The sequence below is a fragment of the Paraburkholderia xenovorans LB400 genome (assembly GCF_000013645.1).
Lineage (GTDB): Bacteria > Pseudomonadota > Gammaproteobacteria > Burkholderiales > Burkholderiaceae > Paraburkholderia > Paraburkholderia xenovorans.
On the sequence record NC_007953.1, the window covers coordinates 564450 to 587303 of the forward strand.

Genomic DNA, 22854 nt, shown 5'->3' on the forward strand with positions numbered 1-22854 from the left:
CTGGCCAGCCACCTCTGCTTTTGATCGCTAACAGCCCATGCCAGCGCACGCGGTACGACCGCGTACGAATTGCCCGGTTTCCAATCTGTCTTTGCAATCCGGCAGCACGTTGCCGATCGCCTGGTTTCCAGCAAGGTCCATCAGCGTACAGACGCGAGAGCGGGTTGGCGGGATGATCAATGCCTCGCGACGACTCCGATCGCGCGACTTCGGAGCCGCTCATGCAATACCCGCTGTATGTCCATCGAAAATGGCGAGCCGATCCATCGCGGCAGCTTTCCCCGACTTTCCCGGTGCCGACGTGTGCGAAAACTCGTTCGAAGAACTCGAACGCGATGCGCAGGACAAGGTGCAGCAGATGCATGACTCGAAGCGAGTACGTTACTCCCGTGCAGCATGCGTGCGAGTCTGCTGCAGAATATCGACGCGACGGCACGGGCGCGGCACATGACGCAGTGCGTTCCTTCAGTTACCGACAGACGAACATGGCGGCACGCACCGGCCGTTTTAGCCGGTATCTGTGCAACCCGGGAGAACCACCCCATGACCCCGGCGACGGCGATAGCGCCACTTCCTGCAACCGATCCGGCGGGCTCACCCGCAGCACCGCCCGTGGCTGGACTGAGTAGCGCGGAAGCGCGCCGCAGGCTGGCTGAGTCCGGTCCGAACGCGATGCCGGAGACTTCCGCGCATCCGTTGCGCAGGGCCTTGGGCAAATTTTGGGCACCGGTGCCGTGGATGCTGGAAGCCGCCATCGTGCTGGAGTGTGTCCTCGGAAAATTTGTCGAAGCGGGGATCATTGCGGCGCTGCTGGTGTTCAATGCGGTGCTCGGGCTGGTTCAGGAAAGCCGCGCACAGGCGACGCTGAATGCGCTGAAATCGCGCCTCGCGCTCAATGCGTCGGTTCAGCGCGATGGAGCGTGGTCGATCGTGCCGGCTGCGGATCTGGTGCCGGGCGACGTGGTCAAGCTCTCGCTGGGCGGTGTGGTCGCGGCAGACATGAAGCTGGTCTCGGGCAACGCGCTACTCGATCATTCGATGCTGACCGGCGAATCGGTACCGGTCGAAGCCGCGGCCGGCGCGCAGACATTTGCCGGTGCGCTGGTGCGGCGCGGCGAGGCCGTGGCGGTGGTGACGGCGACGGGCGCCCGCACGCGCTTCGGCCGCACGGCGGAACTGATCCGGACCGCGCATGTGGTCAGCTCGCAGCAGAAGGCGGTATTGCTCGTCGTGCGCAACCTGGCCGTATTCAGCGTCGTCGTCATCGCGATGCTGGTTGCGTGTGCGCTGTCTCTGCACCTGCCGCTCGCCGATATCGTGCCGCTCGTGCTGACGGCCGTGCTTGCATCGATTCCGGTGGCGTTGCCGGCCACTTTCACGCTTTCGGCGAACGAGGGTGAAATGAAAACCAGATCGGTAGATCTCCGCATGCAAGCGGGCGCTGAAGTTAGTCCTGGCAAATGGCCAACGATGGCGAGTCCCTTCTACACGTCAAAGGAGCACTATCAGGAACTGCTCAGCGCGCACGTGACGCGGCTGAATTCGCTTCAGCCTCTGTTCTACGCATCGAACCGCCATGCGCTTCTGCTGATCTTCCAGGCGATGGACTCGGCCGGCAACGATGGTGCGATCAAACATGTGATGTCGGGCGTGAACCCGCAGGGTTGCCAGGTATTCAGCGTCAAGCATTCCATGCCTACCGGGCAGAAACACGACTTTCGCCGGCGTACTACGCGCGATTTTCCGGCTCGCGGGCAAATCGGCATCATCAACCGGTCATACTACGAGGAAGTTAGGGTCCCGCACGGCGACAGTGACGAGCATGACGGGATCCACGAATTTATGCATGTGACATGCCCAGCACCCGGGATGGGTGTCAGCGATTGACATTGGAGAACCACCATGAGCAAAAAACGCACTGACGCGGAACTCGCCAGGACTCAAACCACCCAGGCGGCGCTTGTCGCACTGGCCAGTCACATCCAGACCCTTGTAGCGGATCAGTCGCTGGACAGTCGATGTGCCGCGAAGCTCGTTAGACGGCTGAAGAAGGAAGCCGCGACTCTGGAAGACAGCAGCGCTGGAACCAAGGCAAGCCGAAAAATGCTGGCGATGACGTTGGACGCACTCGATACGGCGCTGTTCGACCAAGGTGCGATGCTGCTGGTGGCGGCCAACGCGACGCTTCGAGCAGATGACGTGTCAGACGGGGCCACCACGCAAAGGACCTAATGCCCGATTCCAGGCAATGCCGTCGTCCCGACTTTTTATCGCAAAGGGCGCTCGGCTCCACGCTGGCCGTCACGGACCGAAAGTGACGAAAGGATCTGCGCGACGCGTTTCCACGACTTTCCACGACGAAGCGCGCTTCAGTACGCCGGATGGCTGTAATAGCGGAGGTACCCGATTTCATGCTGACGGGACGCCGGCTTATGCGCGTCGATATTCGGACTGTCCCTCACCTGCTGTCGGGTCGGACTGACTTGGACCGCGTGGGACCACGCGGCCGGCGTTTGACGCGGCGCCCCTGTCCGACCATGAACCCGGCATCGATGACCGACAGAAATGCCGGCACGCCGTGAGCCTTGCGGATCAGTTCACGCGAGCCGTTTGTCGCGACATACAGCCGCCTAAGTGTCGAGTCGACGCCCCGCATCAATCGTACGGCGCTTGTCCCTTGGCTGACGGCGGGCGTCGATCGGACTCCCGACCGCGCGTTAGCGGCAGCAGCTGCGGTCCGGCAGCGTACAGACGCGAGGTTTTATTGACTGCACCATGCATTCCTGCTTTCCGGTCGTCATTCCGCGCTCCGCCAGAGGTGTCGATGCACTGCCTGCGCTGAGCCGTCTACCTCTTTTAAGGGCATGCCATGACATACGCAATGTGGGGAATCCTGATGGGGATGGCGCTGATTTTCGGCGTTTCTTTTTACCGGTATGGGCACCCGCTCGAGCCTGGGCAGCGTCTCTACCGTTCAACCGGAGAGCGCGAGCATGACAGGCTGCGCGAGCGATACGGCCTGTAGCTCCCTTGCCTGATACACGCCTGCCCGGATTACCTGAGTTGGCTCGTCCGGACCGCGTCTGCCGGAGGTCTGTCCGGTGTCGGACCGCATCTTCGTCCGCTCCGGAGCAGGATCGATGCTACGTGACGCTCCGTATCAGGCCATGCTTGCCGTTGATGAAGGGGACCTCCCCGCAGACTAATCAGGCGCATATCTGAATTCGGGTAATGCCTTTAGCGATTCTTTCGTTGCGTCCGGCAAACGCATCTGGCGGTTGACGATCTGCAGGCTATTCCATGGGACCGCGACCAGGTGAGTTCCCATTCCGAGAAACCCGCCCACCGACAGGATCGCGTAGGGTATCGGATTGTTGGGGCTGGTGATCAGATCGTCGATTGTCCCGATCTTGTCCTGGGTGCGGTTAAACATAGGAGATCCATCGATCTTCGAGGCCCGATATCCAGTCGCCAGCTGTACCATGTCAACGTGCTGTGCGTTGATCGGCTGTGGTGTGCCCTGAGCCCGGAGCGTGCCGCTCGTGAGGGCCAGGATAAGCAGCGTCGCCAGCGGCGGCGCGATATGGCTTTTCATGTTGAACCTCGCTGTTCGACGCCAGACATCTTTATGTCTGGCATGCGCTCGACGTCAACGTGATATCCAGAGGCGAAGCTGGCCTGGTTGTACGCAGCGCACAAAAAGGATGCTCGCAAGCTGAATTGAAGTCGGTACGGTTGCGTACCTGCAGATGGAAGGCAGGCGCGTTGATCTGGCCGTGCCAAGGCGATGCGGCACTACCAATCGAAGCCGAGGTGAAACACCTCGAACAGATCGCGTCGCGGCTAGTCCGCGGAAGTCCTGTTTAGTTGTTCCCGAGTTACGACAGGCCACGATGGTGCCGAGGAATCGCACGTTCAACTCCGGGCGCCACGAGAAGGGATGCGCCCGCGACCACGTTCATGAACTGAATGGCAAGACGATGGTTATCGTGTTGCTTCAATTCATCAATAAGCGCAAGTGTGACGAATGCATAGCGCGTCATGCGGCGCTCTTTCGCCCTTGCATCGACTTGTTGAAGAAGGCTCTCAAGCAGATTGGCTTGAATGCCCACGGATTTGGAGGTAACACGCGTCAGATCGATGTCGACAAATATCCAGATCCCGTTGCCATCGTCCATCTGGAGCGCCTGCAATTCCAGTGTATTACGGGGATAAGTTGCTCGCAGCGAACAAACATCGCTTCGACGGTCGCCTGCGCATTGTGCGTCAGTTCGTTAAACGAATTGCCACTCGCGTCGGCGGTGGGAAAATCGGCGAAGCTGGTGCGAAGGCCAACAGACAGCTCGCTGTGCAGCGTCACGCCAGGGTGTTGGGTGTACAACCTGCGGCTGACCGAGTCCGCACGCACGTTTCATCAGACGCTTCGCGTACGAATACGCAACGACTTTTCTTGTGTCATTGCTATGCCATCTCGACGAAAGGTCGAAGCGGCCGACCCGGAGAGGGAATTGCCTGGTTGGGCACTAAACCAACGTGAATTTCGAACCCAATATATTCGATGGGGAAACCGAGGGCAAGCGGGGCCCCAGGCGTTGAGCCTCAGGATATGCGCGAGGAAAACAGCGCGGTTGTTGTCCAGCAACCATCGATCCTTGCTGCCTGTCCGTGTCCACCAATTCGCGTTAGATTATCCGGGCGCGGACTCGCTCCCGGTACTAGATGTGACCGAGGCAGGACTAATTGGTGATTGCATGATGGAAGCCCAAGGCAGGAGGTCGCTCAAGACGACCGGTCCCCTCACTGCATACCATTTTGAGTGGCACTGCGGCCTCTCTTTTCTGAACCCGGGAGCGCGAGCGATGGGAAAGCTACTGAAGTTTGTGGGGCAGAAAATCCGGCCTGGAACAGACAGTTGAGCGGACAGTGCACATCCCATGAGTAGCACCACCTTGCACTCAATGGTGATGTATTGCAACGAACATATCGCGTGGCACGCGGCGGTGCGGTACGGCACCGTACCGACTTCGATCGGTCCTGCGCGCACCGTGATTGCGGAAACTTTCCGTTCTACCCGATATCACCATTCCGTTCGCTCGCTGTTCCTTCACGAAGCCCGCTTCGCTCATTTCGAATCAGGAATCTCACGCCATGACCTTTCTCAAGTCCCCGCCACCCACGCCCGATGCCGTCGCCGACGAATACGCCGCGATGATCTCCGGTTCTTCACTACCGAAGTACCGGATCCCGGAAGCATCGTCCGATCGCCGCGCCGTATTCGATCTGGTGCGCGACGAACTGTTCATGGACGGCAACTCACGGCAGAACGTCGCGACCTTTTGCACTACATATGCCGACGACGAAGTGCGCCGCCTGATGGATCTGTCGATCGACAAGAACATGATCGACAAGGACGAATATCCGCAAACCGCCGAAATTGAAATGCGCTGCGTGCATATGCTTGCCGATCTGTGGCATGCCACGAAGTCGTGGAAGACCACCGGGTGTTCGACGACGGGTTCGAGCGAGGCCTGCATGCTCGGTGGTCTCGCGCTCAAGTGGCAGTGGAAAAAGCGTAGGGAAGCGCAGGGTAAGCCGACCGGCAAGCCGAACTTCGTCTGCGGACCCGTGCAGGTATGCTGGGCGAAGTTCGCCCGCTACTTCGACGTCGAGATGCGCCAGGTGCCGCTCAGCGGCGATGCGACCGGACTACGGCCGGAAGATCTGGCCCAGTACTGCGACGAGAACACGATTGGCGTCGTCGCCACGCTCGGCATCACGTTCACCTGCGTCTATGAACCGGTGAAGGCGCTGGCAGGCGCGCTCGACGCCTTGCAAGCCAATGTCGGGCTCGATATTCCCATTCACGTCGATGCGGCTAGCGGCGGCTTCGTCGCACCGTTCATTCAGCCTGACCTCGAATGGGACTTCAGCGTGCCACGCGTCAAGTCGATCAATGCGTCGGGCCATAAATACGGGCTCGCGCCGCTCGGCGTCGGCTGGATAGTCTGGCGCAGCACCCAGGATTTGCCTGACGAACTGATTTTCCGGGTCGATTATCTGGGCGGCGACATGCCGACGTTTGCATTGAATTTCTCGCGGCCGGCCGGCCAGATCATCGCGCAGTACTACATGCTGCTGCGCCTGGGCCGAGAGGGCTACCGGCACATCCAGCAGGAGTGCGCCGATACCGCGCAAGCGCTGGCCGACGGTCTCGCGAAGATCGACGCGCTCGACATGATCTACGACGGGCGAGGCGCGTTGCCGGCCGTTTGCTACAAGCTGAAGCATCCGGATACCGCGGGCTTCACACTGTTCGATCTGTCCGACCGGGTACGCATGCGCGGCTGGCAGATCGCGTCATACGAACTGCCTGCCGGGCGCGAGGACACCATCGTGCAACGCGTACTGATCCGGCGCGGCGTGACCCGCGACATGGCAGCGATGCTGCTTGAGGACATTAAACACGCGATCGCGCATCTGACGAAGAACCCGGTGCCGAATTCGACCGCCGGCCCGACCTTCCATCACGACTGATGTCGCCTCTTCAGAGGAGTGCACGAAATGGATAACACCGTAGCCACCGCCGCCGCGTTGCCGGCCGCGAATGCCGCTAAACGCGGCAAGTACCTGAGCGTCACGTCGATCGGTCTGATGACGGCCGCCGCCGTGGTCACCAGCCTGCGCGGACTTCCGTTGCTGGCGAAGGAGGAGATGACGATGTTCGTTTATCTCGCCTTTACCGTGGTTTTCTATCTGATCCCCGCGTCGCTGATTTCGGCCGAACTGGGCGGCGCGTTTGCCGACCGGCGCGGCGGCATCTACACGTGGGTCGCCGAAGCGTTCGGCACCCGCTGGGGCTTTCTCGCGATCTGGCTGCAATGGATCCAGAACGTCGTCTGGTATCCCGTGGCGCTGACCTTCGGTGCGGCGGCGCTTGCGTACACGATCGGCCGGCCGGATCTGGCGAAGAACGGCGTCTACGTCGGGATCTTCTGCATCGTCGCATACTGGCTTTCGACATGGTTGGTGTTGCAAGGTGTCGAAGTATTCGCGCGGATCGCCAACTGGACGTTTGTGATCGGCACCATCGTGCCGGGTGTCGTGCTGCTCGCGCTGCTCGGCTACTGGATCAGCAGTGGCCATCCGCTCGGCTGGCAGCATCTGAACGATGCCGCGCTGTCGCAAGGGGGTCACGCGCGATTCTGGCCCGCGATTCACGGCTTCGGCACGATCTCGTTTCTCGCCGGTATCGTGCTGTTGTTTGCCGGCGTGGAGGTGCAGGCCGTTCATGTGATCGACATGCGCAGCCCGAGTCGCGGTTATCCGGCGGCCATCGGCCTCGGTGCGCTGATTTCGGTGCTGATCTTCGCGCTGGGCGCGTTGCCGATCGCAGCGATCCTGCCATACGAGAAGATCTCGTTGCAATCCGGCGTATTCGATGCGTTCAGCGCCGTGCTCGTGGACCTCTGGCACATGGGCTGGGCTGTGTCGGCCCTGTCGCTGCTGGTTGGCGTCGGCGCGATCAGCGGCGTGCTGGCCTGGTTGGGCAGTCCGTCGCGCGGTCTGCTCGAAACCGCGCATGAGGGCGAGCTGCCGCCGATCCTTCAGGCGAAGAACCGCAAGGGTATGCCCACGCATATCCTGCTGGTGCAAGGGCTGATCGTGACGGTGATCTCATGCTTCTACTTTGTGATCCGGGATGTATCGGTCGCGTTCTTTCTGATCTCCGCGATGACCATCGCGCTCTACCTGATCGCGTACATGCTGATGTACGCGGCGGCAATCAGGCTGCGCTATAGCGCACCGGCGTTGACCCGGCCTTTCACCGTGCCCGGTGGCCTGGCCGGCATGTGGCTGACCGCCGGCATTGGTTTTGTCGGCGTGCTGTTCAGTTTCGTGGTGTCGTTCTTTCCGCCGGACCAGTTGCCGGTCGGCTCGCCGTGGCTTTATACGGGACTGGTCGTGCTGGGCATCGTCGTGTTCGCGGGCATTCCGTTGATCATCCACCACGTGCGCCGCAGTGGCTGGGCGACGGCTCATGACGCGCCGCTTACCGGTCCCGCGGCAACACCGCTGAAATAGGCACGCGTGGCCTCTCTGGCAGGTCTTCGATATGAAATACAAAGACTATTACGAAGCGCCGGGCGTGCCGCGCAGCGCGACGCGGGACGATATCACGCGTACTTCGAGCCGCCGCCTCCGTGGGAGGTGAAGTTCACGCTGCTCGAATTGTGCCGCGTCTCCGGCGCTTCTGAAATGCAGATCTTCGAATGGATCGCGCACGGCGCGATCGAGCCGACATGCGTCAGCGAGAAAGATGGCCCGCACTTCGACAGTGTCTCATTGCGACGCGTCCGTAGGCCGCCGTCTCGCGCAGGATCTCGGGATTAACGCTACGGGCATCGCGCTGGCACTCGATCTGCTCGATCAAATCTTGTCTTGCGAGCGCAATAGTCGCAGCGATAGAGCGGGTCGCTCACGCGAACCAGGTGACTCCCATCGCCACGACCGTTGCCGCCATCACACCGGTCGCAACCCAGCCGAGGATACGGAGTGCCGGCGGCAGCGTGAGACCGGACATGATGCGGGTACGCATCGAGAGATGCATCATGACGATCATCACGGGTACCGCAACGACACCGTTGAGCACGGCGCTCCAATAGAGCGCCTTGACCGGATCGACCGACGTGAAGTTCAGGCCGGCGCCGATTGCCGTTGCGGCGGCGATCACACCGTAGAACGCTTTAGCCTGCGACGGCAGGCGCGCGAGGCCCACGCGCCACGCGAACAACTCGCCCAGCGCATATGCGCCAGAACCGGCCAGCACAGGCAGCGTCAACAAGCCGGTGCCGATGATGCCGGCGGCGAATACAAAGAACGTGAACGGACCTGCTACGGCACGCAGCCCTTCCGCGGCCTGCGCCGAAGTCTGAATATTGGTGAGGCCGTGCGCATGCAGGGTCGTCGCCGTCGTTACGACGATGAAGAACGCGACCACATTCGAGAGCGCCATGCCGAGGTAGGTATCGACGCGGATCCGCGCGAACTCCGCGGGCGCTTCCCACGGCGCGTGGATCAATGGATGCGCGCCGGGCCGTTCCTTTTCGTCCTCGAGTTCCTGTTCGGCTTGCCAGAAGAACAGGTAAGGGCTGATCGTCGTGCCCATGACGGCGACAATAGCCACGAGGTAGTCCGGTTTGATGGACAGCGCGGGCAATAGCACGGCGCGGCCAACCTGATCCCACGGCACTTTAACGACAAACGCGCAGATTACATAGCTGAACAGCGACAGGCATAGCCATTTGAGAATCGACACGTAGCGGGCATAGCGGGTGAATATTTCCAATACCACCGACAGCAGCCCGAAACCGCACACGTAGAGCAGTGCGGGACCGGCGATCAGCAGCTTCAGCGCCGAGCCCATTGCGCCGAGGTCCGCCCCCAGATTGATGATGTTCGCGACGAGCAGCATCCCGACTACGCTGGTCGACAGCCAGCGCGGATAGTGCTGACGCAGATTGCCCGCGATACCGCTGCCGGTCACGCGCCCGATGCGCGCACTGATCTCCTGAATCGCGGCCATCAGCGGGTAGCTGAACAGGAGAGTCCACGCGAGGCCGTAGCCGAATTGCGCGCCGATCTGGGAATACGTTGCGATACCGCTCGGATCGTCGTCCGATGCACCGGTGATGAGGCCGGGCCCCATCACCTGCAGCAGTTTTGGCCGAGCCGGCTGCTTGACCGGATCGTGAGTGAGCGTGTCCATGAGTTGGGCGCTTCTGGTAGCTGGTTCAGTCGTACCGGCCCGTCAGATGGTTTCGGGCGTGGCGGCGTCGGTAGGCGTGACACCCTCATGCAAGTCGAGCCGCGCCGGTTGGTGGGTCGCGAGGACGGCTTTGGCGCGTGCCATTTCATCCGGCGTGCCGTGGGCCATCACGATGAAGCCATCGGCCTTGATGGCGGCCTCGTAATGGACGACGCTTTCTTTCGGCAGCCCCACATTGACGAGCGTGGCGCCCAGTGCGCTGAGGGTGCCGACGACGACCGCCCCTTCGACAGCCGACACGATGACGACAGCAAGATGACCCAGCACCACGATCGGGCCGAGTGCCGGAATCGTCAGAAACACGCCGCCCATCAGCAAGCCCCACAGGCCGCCCCAGAATGCGCCGTACTTGCCCCACATTTTCATGCGATCGCCGACGGTATAGAGACCGACGATCTTTTCTTCAGTGTGGTAGCCCTTGCCGACCACACTGAAGTTCTTCATGTCGAAGCCGCCGTCTATCAGCTTGCGCACCGCGGCATCGGCTTGATGATGGTCATTGAAGACTGCGATCACGACGTCATAGGGTGTCATGCGAGTATCCTTGAATAGAGGAGAGTAGGCAGGTTATTGCGCTGCGCACGCGTCGTGTGCGGTGCTTGAAATGATTCTGTCCGCCATGCCACCGCCCGTCTGGTTGACCGGCGGTCGCACTGCCCGTCGTCCGGGCCGAAAAAGTTCGAGGTTCGTCAACCATTGTCAACGCCGCATATCCCGAACATATGTCGTTTACGCGCGCTCCGGGACCGCCCGGCGCAGGCGGGGACCGCGTTCTGCGCGCGACGCCTCACTCCAATGCAACCCGCTCGCCGGTATCGGCATCCGACCAATAGCCGTGCCTGTCGTAAAACCGGTGCAGCATGACTTCGTAATGCCGGTCGATCGGCATCGAGTCGTCGTAAGCGGGACTATTCCAAATGACATCACGCGTTAATGCCGTCGATACGGTCGAATCGAGCCAGTCGACAACGTCGATCCAGTGAATCGCGATCAGCACGGCTTTGCCACCTGGCCACCAGTCGTGCGTCTCCACGACCAGATAGCGAATCGCCCAGTCGGTGTCGTCGTAAATGAAGTCCGAGACGTGCCCGATGCCACCGTCCGCTGTTTTGAGGTGGTATCCCTTGACCTCGCCGGTACTGCGCAGATGAACGTCCGCTTGCGGCTTGTTCGTATGCAAGGTTGGCCGTGAAGGTTCATCGAGCAGCGAGTCCGGCGCAACTCCAGTCGGATCGTAGGCCGGATAGGCACCCATGCCCCACAGGTTCGGGCCGCCCCAATACGTCGGATAGCTGTAGTAGCGCAGATATTCGATCTCGTGCTGCCGTGACACCGGCTTATGAGTGTCGAGAATCGGGCTGTCCCGCACTTGCTGCCGGGAAAGGTTCACGTGCACGACGCTCGATCCCGGGTCGGTGTGTTTCACCGAATACGGCGAAACCAGCACTTGCCGGTCGTTGAGCCAGTTGCCTGTTTCGACCACCAGATAACGCACTCCCCAGGACTCGTCGTCGAAATAGACCTGGTTGACCGAGCCGATGTCACCGTCCAATGCGTGCACGGTGCTGCCGTGCAGGTCGCTTATGCTTCGTAACATGGTTTCTCCGCGGGGATGAGAAGGGGCGCGCATTACGCCGCGCCCAGGGTTGCTTCAAAGCAACGCGAGCCGCGTGACTTTGGAGCCTTCGAGCGACTCGCCCACCATCAAGCCGTGGCTGGTCAGCACGAAAGCGTTGACTTGACCGGTGGCGGTGCTCGTGTCGAGGTTGCCGTTCGCGCCGATCCGCAGCACGGCCACGGACGTATCGCCGCCCGCCGACCTATCCGTCTGTACTACGCGGAAGCGGCTGAGCGACTCGTCGCTCATGAACACGACGACGATCGCGCGCGATTGCGCGCAGATTTGCCAGCCGATCGATCCGGTCGCCGTGCTGTAGTAGCGAACCGTGTGTCCGCCGACGCGCAAGGAACCTTCGCCATACTGACCGCCGACCACGAAGCCGGCGTCCAACCCCGAGGGGGAACACCAGGGCTCCGTGCGCGTTGCCGACCAGTTCACGCGAGCCGCTCGCGATGTTGTACAGGCGTGCGAACGTCGAGTCGACGCCTGCATCGATGGTGTGGCGCTTGTCCATCTGCTTCCTGCGGCTCGCATCGGAAGAAGAGGTAGTGGCGCAGCCTGAGAGCGCCGCCCCCAGTGCGGGAAGCGATCCGGGTGTGCTCCAGATGAAGGTCCGTCCAAGCATGATTTTCGCTCCGCTGATCGACGATAGAAGCCAGGCTACACGCAAGCGCGCGAGATTGCGGTACGTCAACGTACAGACTTCTGTCTATCTTCGAATGCACGATCCGCATGAATCGTCGGCGGACTTTCCGAAGTTTCTGTCGGGTCAGGACCAACGACGGCTCACCTGCGCCTTGCGAAACATGCGCATGTCCTGCAACAGCAGCTGGCTTCTGGATCAGGAAACCGACCACGGTGTAAAGGCAGACGAGTTGGCGACGCTGTTCGAATCTCTTTTCGCCTGGCTGGAAGCGAAAGCGGTGGTGTTCAGCCAATGGACTGCACCCACGAGATCGGCATCCGCCGGCTCAGGAAACTGGGCATCCGCTGTGCGGTCGCGCGCTTTTGCGTTGAGCGCGGCGGCAGCGGCGTCATGGTTGTCGCTTGCGCTCGAACTCTGGCGTGCAGCTCGTCCCGATCTATTGGGTACTTTGATGCGACATTGCTGGCCGTGGACCGCCGGCGCGAATGGCGCGGGTTGTGGACCCGATGAGGAGCCTGGCGAGCAGGCGGCCGGTTGGAACGACGCCTATTTCGCAGCCGCGCTCACAGCCGCAGTCTCGATCGGAGACTCTGGCATTAAAGAGTACGTGCTCGATCAGCTTGGAGCGCCCGTCTCGCCGGCGGTGCTTGACAGCGCTGAACTTACCGCTGTCGGGGACATCCTGGTGCAATGCGGTAAGCCATTGGCCAGCGCGCTCGAGGAACGCCTCGCAACGGATGTTGCCTCGGCACAAAATGGTCCAATTTCAGCACCGTGAACATTGACTCGGTAAAACCATCTGGCCCGCGCATCCGTTCTGTCTCACTCATCATTGATGACATCAGTTCAACGCTTACGTCTGCGACCGGATGACTGCTCCACGAGGTATTTCAACGGCCTGTTAGCGACGGCGATAAACTTCGCCCTCGTTTCGGAATATTGATGAGCTGTTGGCTTGTCCGACACCAACAGCCCAAGCAGTTTACCACGGGCGGTGATGCTTCTGACGGCGTCTTCCACAGTGCCGCGCGCTTGCCACGTACGCAGTGTGACGCATATGGCCTAGGCCGGCCGCCAGATCCGCCGGGCCTATAAACAGCCCGTCAACGGCTGCTAAACGGGGAGTTTCCTCGAGGTCGTCAAGACCGGACGCGTTTCGATCTGTACGAGAACACAGAGCTGCCCGGCCGACTCCGTTGACAGGGTACTGGTTGTCTCGAACGGGTGGCGCGGACTGTCGATCCACTAATTCCACGCAGTCCGCCAGCCGGATAGCGTGTTGCTGCAATCGAGCGTTGTGCATGAAACAACGAGGCGCTGGCGGAAGGAGCCGTTGGGCGCCGTATAATCTGCACGTTTTCCGCTGCGTCCTCCAAAACATGTTCATGAAATGTCGCTAAACAGTTGCCATGACTCCCACGCTTCCCGATCGTAAACAAAATCCGCCATCCGCCCCTGCAGCGACGGTAAGCCTCAGGCTGCTGGAAATTTTCATGCTTGTCGCACAGGAAGGCTCGGTGAGCGCCGCAGCCAATCGTCTCAATCTTACTCAAGCAGCGGTTTCGCAGGCAATCACGGTGCTGGAGCAGGCGCTGGACGTCAAGCTGCTTGACCGCTCGGTCCGTCCACCTCTGCTGACTTTACGCGGGAGTACCGCACTACAATACGCCCGGGAGATACTGGCGAAGGTGCACGAATTCGAAGATGCGATGCGCTATAGCGGGTCGGGTCGCGTGCCACTGCTGCGAATAGGAATGCTCAACAGCTTTGCCTCCACCGCGGGAGCATTCGTGCTGAACCAATTGCGCGACATCGCCGCTGAGTGGACGGTCGCTTCCGGGTTCCGGGAGACGTGCATACAAGCTCTGCTGGACCGGCAATCGGACGTAATCATTACCACGGACGAAACTCCCGCTCCCAGCGAAATCGAGGTTTTTCCTATTTTTTCGGAGCCTTTCGTGGCAGTGGTTCCTGCCTCCTTTGATGGAAAAACTGAACGCCTACAGGATATCGCAGACAAGCTCGACTTCATTCATTACGGCCATGACAGTCATATGGGCTCCAAAATAACGAACTACCTTAAAAAAATCGGTACCGTGCCTGCCAGGCGCTACCAGTTCGACACCACCGATGCCGCGTTGCATATGGTCGCCGGCGGTTTTGGATGGGCCATCGTCACACCGCTCATCTATCTGAAGTCCCGCGTGGAAGGAAGCGGGGTCCGCGTTGTGCCCTTGACCAGATTGCCAATTCATCGCACTTTCATTGTGGGCATGCGGCGGGGAGAAGGGTCTGATATCGCCCAGCGCGTCCGTACAGCAGCTATTATTACCTTGCGCGACGTCATATTGCCGCAGATCGAGGCGGTGTTACCCGAAGCCAGTAAGGGCGTCTCCGTTGCCGAGATTGAGCCGAAAGCGTCTACAGGCAAACGCAAGGGATCCCGACGCGATTCTGCCGGATCGTAACCGGAATCTTCCCCGGCAGCCTGAAAAATGATCTGATGTTTTCGCGAGCGTCTTTGTCTTCAGCGAATCATGTATGAATACATTCGCTGCCGGAATCGGGATTTCAACCAGCATGACGTCGGGTCCTCGCAAGGGCGACCATACGCTCGGCACGAAGCACAACGGGGCGATCCACCATCTTCCCGTCGACTGTGATCACTGTGCCGCTTGCGTTACCCACAGCCTCCAGTACCGTGTGGGCCCATTCCAGTTCGGCGTCGCTCGGACGATAGCACTGGTTGACGATCGATACCTGCTTCGGATGGATGCACATCTTTCCTCCAAAACCCAGGCGCTTTCCGGCTAGTGTTTCCTTTATCAGCTGTCCGGCATCGCCAATATCGGGCGAAACACCGTCTATAGGCGGTTCGAGCCCTGCAACCCGCGAGACGAGCGCCAACTGCGAACGGAAGGCAGCCAGTTCTTCTCCATGACCGCTCATGCCAATGTCCGCGATGAAGTCAAGGGTGCCGAACAGTAATTGCTTGACAAACGGCGCCTTGGCTATCTCCAGTGCGTTCCACAGCGCTTTCCCGGTTTCTATCATAGGGTAAACGGGGATTCTGGCTCGCGATCCAGCGATCAGCGTGATCACGTCATCAGCGGACCCGGTTTTGGGCAGAACCATACCGGCGATGCCGCGCAGGTGCCCCAGCCTTGCGTCTTGGGCAAACCATGGCGTGTCGCTGGCATTCACGCGTACCAGAACGGGGCGATCAGGCGAAACCCACGACGCAACAGCGTTGCGTGCATCGTCTTTTGCGTCGGGTGGGACCGCGTCTTCAAGATCGATGATGACAGCGTCGGCACCACTCGCCAGCGCCTTTTCAAATCGTTCGGGGCGATTACCAGGAACGAACAGAAAGGACTGGTTGGGAAACAGGCTACTTTTGGGCATTGCGACTCCGGTTCAATATGACGCGGTTGATCGTGGATGAAGGGACAATCGTCGATACCCGCGTGGTCGCGAACCGCGTCCCATTGCATCCCACAGCGGGCCGCGCCAGCAATCCGCAGCTTCGGCGCGCACACCGTCTCGCGCAAATCGGCGCAGTGTGTGGGGTGAACAGATAGTTCTGTCTGTCGCGCCGGTCAGCCTCCCCGTCTGTTCCCGGGACGGGTGATTCCGATTCCCGCAGTCCTGTTGACTTAAGATAAATCAAGTTCTAATATAGAAAAAAGTTTACTACAGAGCCGACGCAAGCGTCCATCTGCGTGATGAACGGAAAAAGGTTGCCCGTACCCCGCGAGGTGACCAGAATCGAAAATGATGTTGCGTTTTCAACCAAGGAGACTGGTTGTGAAAATTTCCGTCAAACCCGTGCGTGGATCGCACGGTTGCAGCGCGGGATTCATTGGCGCCATGGCATCAACCGTCACCCGGAACTGTCCAGCGCAACCTGTCAGGTTTGTTCAACGCCTTTCTCCTGCTTCGTCGGGCGTTCACATTCATCGCGCGGGAGTTCCGCGGTCTTTCGGCACAGTCGTATCCCTTTCCGAGTCCAGATACTTTGAGTGCTGTTGGTGTCCGGTTATCGTGTTTGCTTACAGCATGTGAGCGGTCGCTGGCATGATGGGGCATCGGGTAGGGTGTCGGTCCGCCGTTCCGGGGTTGCGGGATTCCGGGCACCTCCATAAATACGCTCGCATAAAAGATTGCAGATTGCACCTAGATCGCTGGAGACAATGAAAAATGGCGTTATATTCAAAAGTACTATGCCGCTTGCTTGCTTGCGTCGTGGCGGCAACTGCAGTGACAGATTCGACCGTCTATGCCGATGATATGAAGACCATCGATATCGGTATGATTTCCTCACGGTCTGGCGTCTATCAGGCGTTTGGAATTCCAGCGGAAGACGGTGTTCGTCTGGCTGTTTCGGAGATTAATCGAACAGGGTTTGAGGTGGGGGGGCAGCATTACAAGCTCAACCTGATTATCCGGGACGATCGCAGTACGGAAGTGGGCGCTACCACGATCGCTACGGAATACGTGCGCGATCAGAACATCAAATTCATCTTTGGTGGGATTGGAAGACTCGCGCCTCTGATCGTGCAGATCACAGGACCGGAAAAGGCCATTTTTGCAACAGCGAGCGGGGCAGCAGCTTCCCAGTTTTCAGGAAAGCCGGCAGGCAGGTATCTTATCTCGACCTTACCTCCAATCGAATCCAGGGCCCGGATAGTTGCTGAAGCGATGCGCTATTACTTTCCGAACGCAAAAAGCGTTCAGCGGCTAGGTCCACAGACGGCGGATAATCAGGCGATATTTCCGCTATTGCCTGAACCACTTCGGGCGAAGGGATTTTCAAATATTCCGGACCCCATATACTATCAGCCCGATACGACTGATTTCAGCGGAATCCTGACCAATCTGAAGCAATCCAGACCAGATGTCATCTTCCTGGGGCAACTGGATCCGGCACGGGCCTCGGCAATCATCAAACAGAATGACGATATCCAGGCGACAGGTGGCTGGTTCGCCTGGGGGCTCGATTGCAATGCGAATGCCACTGCCGGGACGAAAACACCATACGTCGGATTCCCAACTGTAGGCGCGATGGTCGATACCCCGCAGACACCACAAGCCAGGGAATTTGTCGAAAAAATGAAGAAAATGACTGGGACATTGCCGCCATATCTTTATGCAGCAACCTATGATTACGATTTTGTATTTACCCTTGTAGAAGCCATGAAAAAGTCGAATACCGTCACTGATACCGACAGGATAATAGGAGCGCTCCGGGGATTGACTTACAACGGACTGGTTGGCCAGATTACTTTTGATGCAGAAAATCGGGCTCAGTATGGTTTGGATGCGTGCAAGATCACCAGTGCTGGCGTAAGTGAAGTGCGGCATTTTAATATGTCCAGAAACTAGGGCGCATCGACCATGAGCTACATTGGACAACAACTCGTTAATGCGCTGACACTCGCAGGCCTGTATTCGCTGGTTGCGCTGGGTGTGTCGCTGACGTTCGGACTTACCCGCCTCGTGAATTTCGCGCATGGCGAAATTCTGATGCTGGGAGGATACATGACCTTCTCCTGCATGTCGCTGGGTGTTCCGTTCAGCCTCGCACTCGTCCTTGCCTTTCTCGGAACGTTCCTCGTCGGTCTGATACTGGAAAGGTCGTTATTCAGGTTTACGTTATCTAAACCTATCAATGGATTCATAATTTCCCTGGGGCTGATCATCGTAATCCAGAATGCGGTGATCATGTTTTACGGGTCCGAGCCGCAGATGATTTCTTCGCCGTTGAAAACGGTATGGTCGCTTGATGGTGTCCGGATTCCTTCCGCACGACTGGTGGTCTTTATTGTCGCGGCCGCCCTGATTGCGGGCTATCTCGCTTTCACGAAATACTCCCGATGGGGGCGCGCGCTGCGAGCATGCAACGAAGATCGCGAAGGCGCCGCTTTGCTCGGCATTCCTACCAACCGTATCATTATGTGGACCTTCGCTGCGGGAAGCGGCGTAGCAGGGTTGGGAGGCGGTTTGCTTGCAGCGATGCTTCCCATCAGTGCGGGGGAAGGGGGACTGGTTATTGTGAAGGCGTTCGCGATTGCGCTGGTGGGCGGCTTGGGCAGTCCAAATGGCGTAGTGGCGGGTTCCCTGATCGTCGCGCTTCTTGAAACATTCTTGCCTGGTGCAGTGATGCCGGTCGAATGGGCTCCTGCCGTACCGTTCATATTGATTGTAATCGTGCTGCTCGTACGTCCTCAGGGATTGTTTAAGGGCGGCGAAGGATCCCCCGTATCATGAAACATATGAATATCTGGACGCAACGGACATTCTGCATAGCAATCGTCCTGATTGTCGTGGTGGGGTTTGCGCTTCCGTGGACGGGGGTCAGTAATTCCGCGCTCTTCCTGACGACCATGATAATGATTTATGCGATCGTCGCTCAGGGTACCAATTTTCTTTATAGCACCGCAGGTATTTTGTCGGTCGCGCAGGGAGCCCTTTGGGGCGTCGGTGCCTATGTGGCTGCAATTGGACTGCAACGGTACAACATTGGATTCGGATTTGCCCTTCTACTTTCCATCCCTGCAGGAGCGATAGTCGCGATTCTCACCGGATATCCAGCCAAGCGTGTTCAGGGGCACTACTTTGCTATCGTCACGTTCGCTTTTGCAGAAATCTTCGTTATTGTCGGAAACAATGCCGTTGGGTGGACGGGGGGCAATCAGGGCCTTATCGTGGCTGGGCGTCCGTTAGCCGGGCTATCGTTTCTTTCCGATCTCCAGGCGAATTATCTTGTTGCATTCCTGTGTTTTCTGGGAAGTTTGATTGCGGCCGTATTGCTCCAGCGCTCAGGGTTCGGGACTCGTCTGGCCGCAGCGAAGACGAACTCGGCGCTGGCCGTCTCGCTTGGGATGAATGTCGTCCGTGACCGTCTGATTGCATTTGCAGTCAGTGGTGCGGCGGCAGGAATAGGTGGCGTTCTATACGCCTATCTGACCAGATATGCCCAACCCGGCAGCTTTGATGTCTGGGCAGGGATAACGTCACTGCTTATCGTCATGCTCGGTGGCCGGGGCTATCTTCTTGGACCGTTCATCGGGTCCGCTGTCACGCTTTATGTCCCTGCGGCACTGGATCTGAATCCAAATCTGAATCAGATTTTGTATGGATTATTACTGGTCGGTGTCATGCTGGTTTTGCCGCAGGGGCTTTTAGGGGTAACCGCTCAGCTGCTAGGCGCTTCGCGCCGGGTGACTACCCGGGTTGCTGGTCAAAGGAGCGAACCAAGATGACCCTGAAAATCGAAAGGCTGGTCAAGAGGTTCGGGGGGCTCGTGGCCGTTAATGGCCTGACCTTTGAATATACGGGAGATGCTCCGCTTGGCATTGTTGGACCGAATGGCTCCGGCAAGACAACGTCATTTAACCTTATAACGGGATTTCTGAAATCAGATACCGGGACCATCCGGCTTGGAGATCGGGATATCACGAACCTCGCGCCGGCCGCTATTGCCCGGCTTGGTCTTCGGCGAACGTTTCAGCAAACGATGTTTTTTGCAGGCCGCACCGTCCGGGAAAGCCTGGAAATTGGTATGTACGCGATTGGTTCCGGAGCGAGGGACGCCGCTTTTGGTGGTGAGCCGGATCCGATCGATTTTCTTCTCGACATGTGTGGACTCAGTCAGCAGGCGGAGCGGATCGCTGACGAACTGCCGTTCGGGTATTCGAGGTTGCTCGGCATCGCTATGGCGCTGACAGGGCCTTGCCGTGTTCTGCTTCTGGACGAGCCTGCTGCTGGTATGTCGGATGCGGAAGCCGATACACTCGCCCGCGTTGTTCGACAGATTGGAGCGCGCGGGGTTGGCATCATCATTGTTGACCATAACACGTCCTTTCTCTTCGACCTTTGCCCTCGTGTTCTTGTTCTGGATAAAGGCGAGCTAATTGCAGACGGAGGTCCGGCAGCGATACGAAATGATCCGAAAGTTGGCGCTGCATATCTGGGGGTTGCGGATGCTTGATCTTGGAAATGTGAATGTGGCTTATGGACGGCGACCTGTTATTCATAATATGCATTTGAAGGTCGGCGAAGGAGAAGCTGTCTCGGTGCTCGGACCGAATGGGGCGGGCAAGACGACGCTGCTGCGCGCAATATCCGGCATGATACCGGTCAAGACAGGTAGCATTCGCCTGAACAGTCAGGAACTCGCAAATGCCTCGCCGAACGCCGTTGCGAGGCATGGGGTAATGCATGTTGCTGAGGGGAGGCGCCTTTTTGGCAACATGACATGTCGGGAAAATCTTATGCTGGGGGGCTACATGCGTAGTGGGCCCGCCGTGAATCAGGATTTCAGGAGGCTGTTGGACGTTTTCCCCGAAATTGAACCGAAGCTCGATGTTCGGGCAGGTGCGCTTTCAGGAGGCCAGCAGCAGATGCTCGCAATTGCACGCGGATTGATGAGCAGACCAAAGATCCTGATGCTTGACGAGCCGACGATCGGACTGAGTCCGCTTGTCGTGCAAAGACTTAAAACGGTTTTAACCAGCTCCGCTCGTGAGTTTTTCGGATCTCTACTCCTGGTTGAGCAGGATCTCTCCCTCGCGCTCGCTGTAACATCACGCGTCTACGTAATCCGGAATGGCAGGATCGTCCATGAGGGCGCTGTCCAGAATATCCAGCGAGAGAATCTGGTCGAGCAGTATTTCGGTGTCGCTTAGATCGAGTCCCGCTCTGGCAGGACCATGAACACCCAATGCCTGTTCCAGTGACGCTCGCAACGCATGCGGCCGCGTCGCGGCAACAAAAAACATCGCCCGTTTGTTGACTTAAGTAAAATTGAGTTCTAGTATAGATAAAACTTTACTTCAAATAGGGCGTTTCGAGAGTCCGGGATCTTAAGCCGCTGACTTCAACCTGGAATCGTCTGGAATCCAAATCATCCGAATTTTCGGTGAGAATGACGGTTACATGGCACTCGCACAAATGTCCGATGTAATTAGTATTACTTATTTCGCTGGGGATTGGTGACGTCGCATTTCAGGGAGAAGGTTACCAGGTCTGACGCATGTGGCGGACCAGCAGATCTGGCGAGCGAAAATAGTGATGCAGTTAAAAAATGTGTAATAGAGGATGCAAATTATGTCCGATGAGAATGCGCCAGAATTTCTTTATATCCTGTACGAAGTCCGCAACCGGGTCGGCTATATCACGCTAAACCAGCCACAAAAGCTGAATGCCTTTCACCTCCCGATGTACCATGAAATTCGTCGAGCTTTCGATATGTCTGCCGCTGACGATGCGGTACGGGTAGTCGTCATAAAAGGTGCTGGGCGCGCGTTCTGTGCCGGACGTGATTTCAAGTACAGCGCAGACCTGCAACTGGAAGGCGGATTGTCGGCCTGGCGGCGGGAATATAAATTGTTCGGGGGCGTTACCTGGTTTCACCCCAAACTTGTTATAGCGCAAGTACATGGTTACGCCCTTGGTGGAGGCGGCTCGCTGGCGCTACTGTGCGATTTGACTTTCGCTGCTACCGGCACGAAGTTCGGGTATCCGGAGACACGTCATGGCATTGCCAGCAAAACCATGGTTTGGCCATGGACCCTGGGCGTGAAGGTCGCTAATGAGGTCGTAGCCTCTGGTCGTCTTGTCAGCGCGGACGACTGCAAGCATCTGCATCTCGTCAATGAAGTTTTCCCGCCAGATGAACTGGGTGAACGGGTAGATGCCATTGCGCAGTCCATCGCCAGTTCGCCCGTAGGTGTTCCCGAGCTGGTTAAGCGCATGGTCAACTGGGTTATGCGAGATCAAGGCCGTGTCACTCAGCAGGATCGTCAATACGATGTTGATACCGCGCACTGGGACGCGGCAGGTGTGGTGCCGTCGGACTGGATGCAAAGCGCTATCGCAGCAAGGCGAACAGCGCTGCTTGATAGCCTCAAGAACCATTGAATAAATAGGGATCACCGGTCCCAGGAGTATTTCATGTCTGCATCTGAAGTTGAATATGCCGTAAAGGACGGTGTGGCCACCATCACGCTCGCGCGGCCAGATAGAGCTAACGCCATTGATCTTTCCATGTATGGAGCTATCTGTGAGCGCCTTGCTCAGGCAGGTGCCGATACAGAAGTTCGCGCCATCCTGCTCGAAGCCAGGGGTGCCGATTTTTCTATCGGCGAAGACTTTGAGTATCTGGGAGAACTCGAAAAAAATCAGCGCTATGGCGAGTGGTCACAGAATTACAAGGGTTGGATACCAGTAACATGGCATAACCCAAAATTCGTTGTCGCATCGGTGCGTGGACGCGCCTTTGGAATTGCATGTGAACTGGCATTGCTCGCAGATGTTACCTACGCCTCGGAAGGCGCGAGTTTCGGTCATCCGGAAACGCGAGTGGGCATGGTCAGTCACACCGTTTGGCCATGGCTTGTCGGTCCGAAGATCGCAAAGGAGTATCTCGCTAGTGGTGTGTCAATGTCTGCGTCGGTCGCACATAGTAAAGGGTTGATTAACGCTGCCTTCAGGGAGGAAGAACTGGACGAACATGTACATGCGTTCGTCGCCGATCTGGCTACCATGCCGGCTGGCACCCCGGGAGCAAACAAGAAACGTATCAATTGGGCGTTCCGGGATGTTAGCCGGATTTTGCACGACGACCGATTTTATGACGTCGATTTCGAATGGACGACCGCAGCCCGGGAAGTCGACTATGCGTTCTACAACAGCGTAGCCAATGAGGGCGTGACGAAAGCGATTAAGGCAAGGGACAGGAAGTTTGAGGACAAGTGA

20 protein-coding genes and 2 pseudogenes are annotated in these 22854 nt (G+C 58.4%); 14 read left to right on the forward strand and 8 right to left on the reverse strand.

Translation table 11 applies throughout. The features are described from left to right. Positions 1 to 543: 543 nt before the first annotated feature. Positions 544 to 1887 carry an HAD-IC family P-type ATPase gene (locus BXE_RS47585; RefSeq protein ID WP_081958720.1) on the forward strand — a complete coding sequence of 448 codons (1344 nt, stop codon included), beginning with the start codon at positions 544 to 546 and terminating at the stop codon, positions 1885 to 1887. A 15-nt stretch (positions 1888 to 1902) separates the two neighbouring features. Then, on the forward strand, positions 1903 to 2232 hold the full coding sequence (locus BXE_RS39255; RefSeq protein WP_011493703.1) for a hypothetical protein: 330 nt from the start codon (positions 1903 to 1905) through the stop codon (positions 2230 to 2232). Between the two features lie 140 nt (positions 2233 to 2372). On the opposite strand, the pseudogene BXE_RS47590 reads toward BXE_RS39255, so the two are convergent. Continuing rightward, positions 2373 to 2483: pseudogene (locus BXE_RS47590) on the reverse strand (PRC-barrel domain containing protein); the annotation flags it as partial. Between the two features lie 386 nt (positions 2484 to 2869). Between BXE_RS47590 and BXE_RS46805 the strand changes: the two are divergent. Then, on the forward strand, positions 2870 to 3025 hold the full coding sequence (locus BXE_RS46805) for a hypothetical protein (protein WP_158340963.1): 156 nt from the start codon (positions 2870 to 2872) through the stop codon (positions 3023 to 3025). A 177-nt stretch (positions 3026 to 3202) separates the two neighbouring features. On the opposite strand, the gene BXE_RS39260 is transcribed toward BXE_RS46805, so the two are convergent. Together BXE_RS39260 and BXE_RS47600 are read right to left on the reverse strand one after the other, a co-directional pair. Then, positions 3203 to 3595: a PRC-barrel domain-containing protein gene (locus tag BXE_RS39260; RefSeq protein WP_011493704.1), complete on the reverse strand. Its 393-nt coding sequence runs from the start codon at positions 3593 to 3595 to the stop codon at positions 3203 to 3205. A gap of 283 nt (positions 3596 to 3878) precedes the next feature. Beyond that, complete coding sequence (locus BXE_RS47600) at positions 3879 to 4178, reverse strand: type II toxin-antitoxin system HicB family antitoxin (RefSeq protein ID WP_011493705.1); 300 nt, start codon at positions 4176 to 4178, stop codon at positions 3879 to 3881. Between the two features lie 970 nt (positions 4179 to 5148). On the opposite strand from BXE_RS47600, the gene BXE_RS39270 reads away from it, so the two are divergent. Continuing rightward, entirely contained in the window at positions 5149 to 6534 is a 1386-nt protein-coding gene (locus BXE_RS39270; protein ID WP_011493706.1) for a glutamate decarboxylase, read from the forward strand. Positions 6535 to 6561: 27 nt separating this feature from the next. Continuing rightward, positions 6562 to 8082 (forward strand): amino acid permease, encoded by a 1521-nt coding sequence (locus BXE_RS39275; RefSeq protein ID WP_011493707.1) that lies wholly within the window; start codon positions 6562 to 6564, stop codon positions 8080 to 8082. Between the two features lie 394 nt (positions 8083 to 8476). On the opposite strand, the gene BXE_RS39285 is transcribed toward BXE_RS39275, so the two are convergent. The 4 genes and pseudogenes from BXE_RS39285 to BXE_RS39300 all read right to left on the reverse strand — a co-directional run bounded on the left by BXE_RS39285 (position 8477) and on the right by BXE_RS39300 (position 12072). After that, positions 8477 to 9766: an NRAMP family divalent metal transporter gene (locus BXE_RS39285; protein WP_011493709.1), complete on the reverse strand. Its 1290-nt coding sequence runs from the start codon at positions 9764 to 9766 to the stop codon at positions 8477 to 8479. A gap of 42 nt (positions 9767 to 9808) precedes the next feature. Beyond that, positions 9809 to 10360: a general stress protein gene (locus BXE_RS39290; RefSeq protein ID WP_011493710.1), complete on the reverse strand. Its 552-nt coding sequence runs from the start codon at positions 10358 to 10360 to the stop codon at positions 9809 to 9811. Positions 10361 to 10613: 253 nt separating this feature from the next. Further along, entirely contained in the window at positions 10614 to 11423 is an 810-nt protein-coding gene (locus BXE_RS39295) for a PRC-barrel domain-containing protein (protein WP_011493711.1), read from the reverse strand. Between the two features lie 54 nt (positions 11424 to 11477). Beyond that, positions 11478 to 12072: pseudogene (locus tag BXE_RS39300) on the reverse strand (YSC84-related protein). On the opposite strand from BXE_RS39300, the gene BXE_RS47605 reads away from it, so the two are divergent. Further along, a complete protein-coding gene (locus tag BXE_RS47605) occupies positions 11954 to 12871 on the forward strand; it encodes a hypothetical protein (RefSeq protein ID WP_233518942.1) in 918 nt (305 codons plus the stop codon). The pseudogene BXE_RS39300 and the gene BXE_RS47605 sit on opposite strands and share 119 nt — an antisense overlap. A gap of 631 nt (positions 12872 to 13502) precedes the next feature. Next, positions 13503 to 14561: a LysR family transcriptional regulator gene (locus tag BXE_RS39310; protein WP_011493714.1), complete on the forward strand. Its 1059-nt coding sequence runs from the start codon at positions 13503 to 13505 to the stop codon at positions 14559 to 14561. Between the two features lie 103 nt (positions 14562 to 14664). Here BXE_RS39310 and BXE_RS39315 read toward each other — a convergent pair whose 3' ends face one another. After that, on the reverse strand, positions 14665 to 15498 hold the full coding sequence (locus tag BXE_RS39315) for an HpcH/HpaI aldolase/citrate lyase family protein (RefSeq protein WP_011493715.1): 834 nt from the start codon (positions 15496 to 15498) through the stop codon (positions 14665 to 14667). 795 nt (positions 15499 to 16293) lie between these two features. Between BXE_RS39315 and BXE_RS39320 the strand changes: the two genes are divergently transcribed. From BXE_RS39320 to BXE_RS43550, 7 genes are all read left to right on the forward strand, one after another. After that, a complete protein-coding gene (locus tag BXE_RS39320; protein ID WP_011493716.1) occupies positions 16294 to 17478 on the forward strand; it encodes an ABC transporter substrate-binding protein in 1185 nt (394 codons plus the stop codon). A gap of 12 nt (positions 17479 to 17490) precedes the next feature. After that, positions 17491 to 18363 carry a branched-chain amino acid ABC transporter permease gene (locus tag BXE_RS39325; protein WP_011493717.1) on the forward strand — a complete coding sequence of 291 codons (873 nt, stop codon included), beginning with the start codon at positions 17491 to 17493 and terminating at the stop codon, positions 18361 to 18363. Beyond that, positions 18360 to 19358: a branched-chain amino acid ABC transporter permease gene (locus BXE_RS39330; RefSeq protein WP_011493718.1), complete on the forward strand. Its 999-nt coding sequence runs from the start codon at positions 18360 to 18362 to the stop codon at positions 19356 to 19358. Before BXE_RS39325 ends, BXE_RS39330 begins: the two co-directional genes overlap by 4 nt. Continuing rightward, complete coding sequence (locus BXE_RS39335) at positions 19355 to 20086, forward strand: ABC transporter ATP-binding protein (RefSeq protein WP_011493719.1); 732 nt, start codon at positions 19355 to 19357, stop codon at positions 20084 to 20086. The genes BXE_RS39330 and BXE_RS39335 overlap by 4 nt, the downstream gene beginning before the upstream one ends. After that, positions 20040 to 20783 (forward strand): ABC transporter ATP-binding protein, encoded by a 744-nt coding sequence (locus BXE_RS39340; protein ID WP_081435632.1) that lies wholly within the window; start codon positions 20040 to 20042, stop codon positions 20781 to 20783. The genes BXE_RS39335 and BXE_RS39340 overlap by 47 nt, the downstream gene beginning before the upstream one ends. Before the next feature lie 421 nt (positions 20784 to 21204). After that, on the forward strand, positions 21205 to 22017 hold the full coding sequence (locus BXE_RS43545; protein WP_049782412.1) for an enoyl-CoA hydratase/isomerase family protein: 813 nt from the start codon (positions 21205 to 21207) through the stop codon (positions 22015 to 22017). A gap of 33 nt (positions 22018 to 22050) precedes the next feature. Further along, positions 22051 to 22854, forward strand: a complete 804-nt coding sequence (locus BXE_RS43550) for an enoyl-CoA hydratase/isomerase family protein (RefSeq protein WP_011493722.1) — start codon at positions 22051 to 22053, stop codon at positions 22852 to 22854.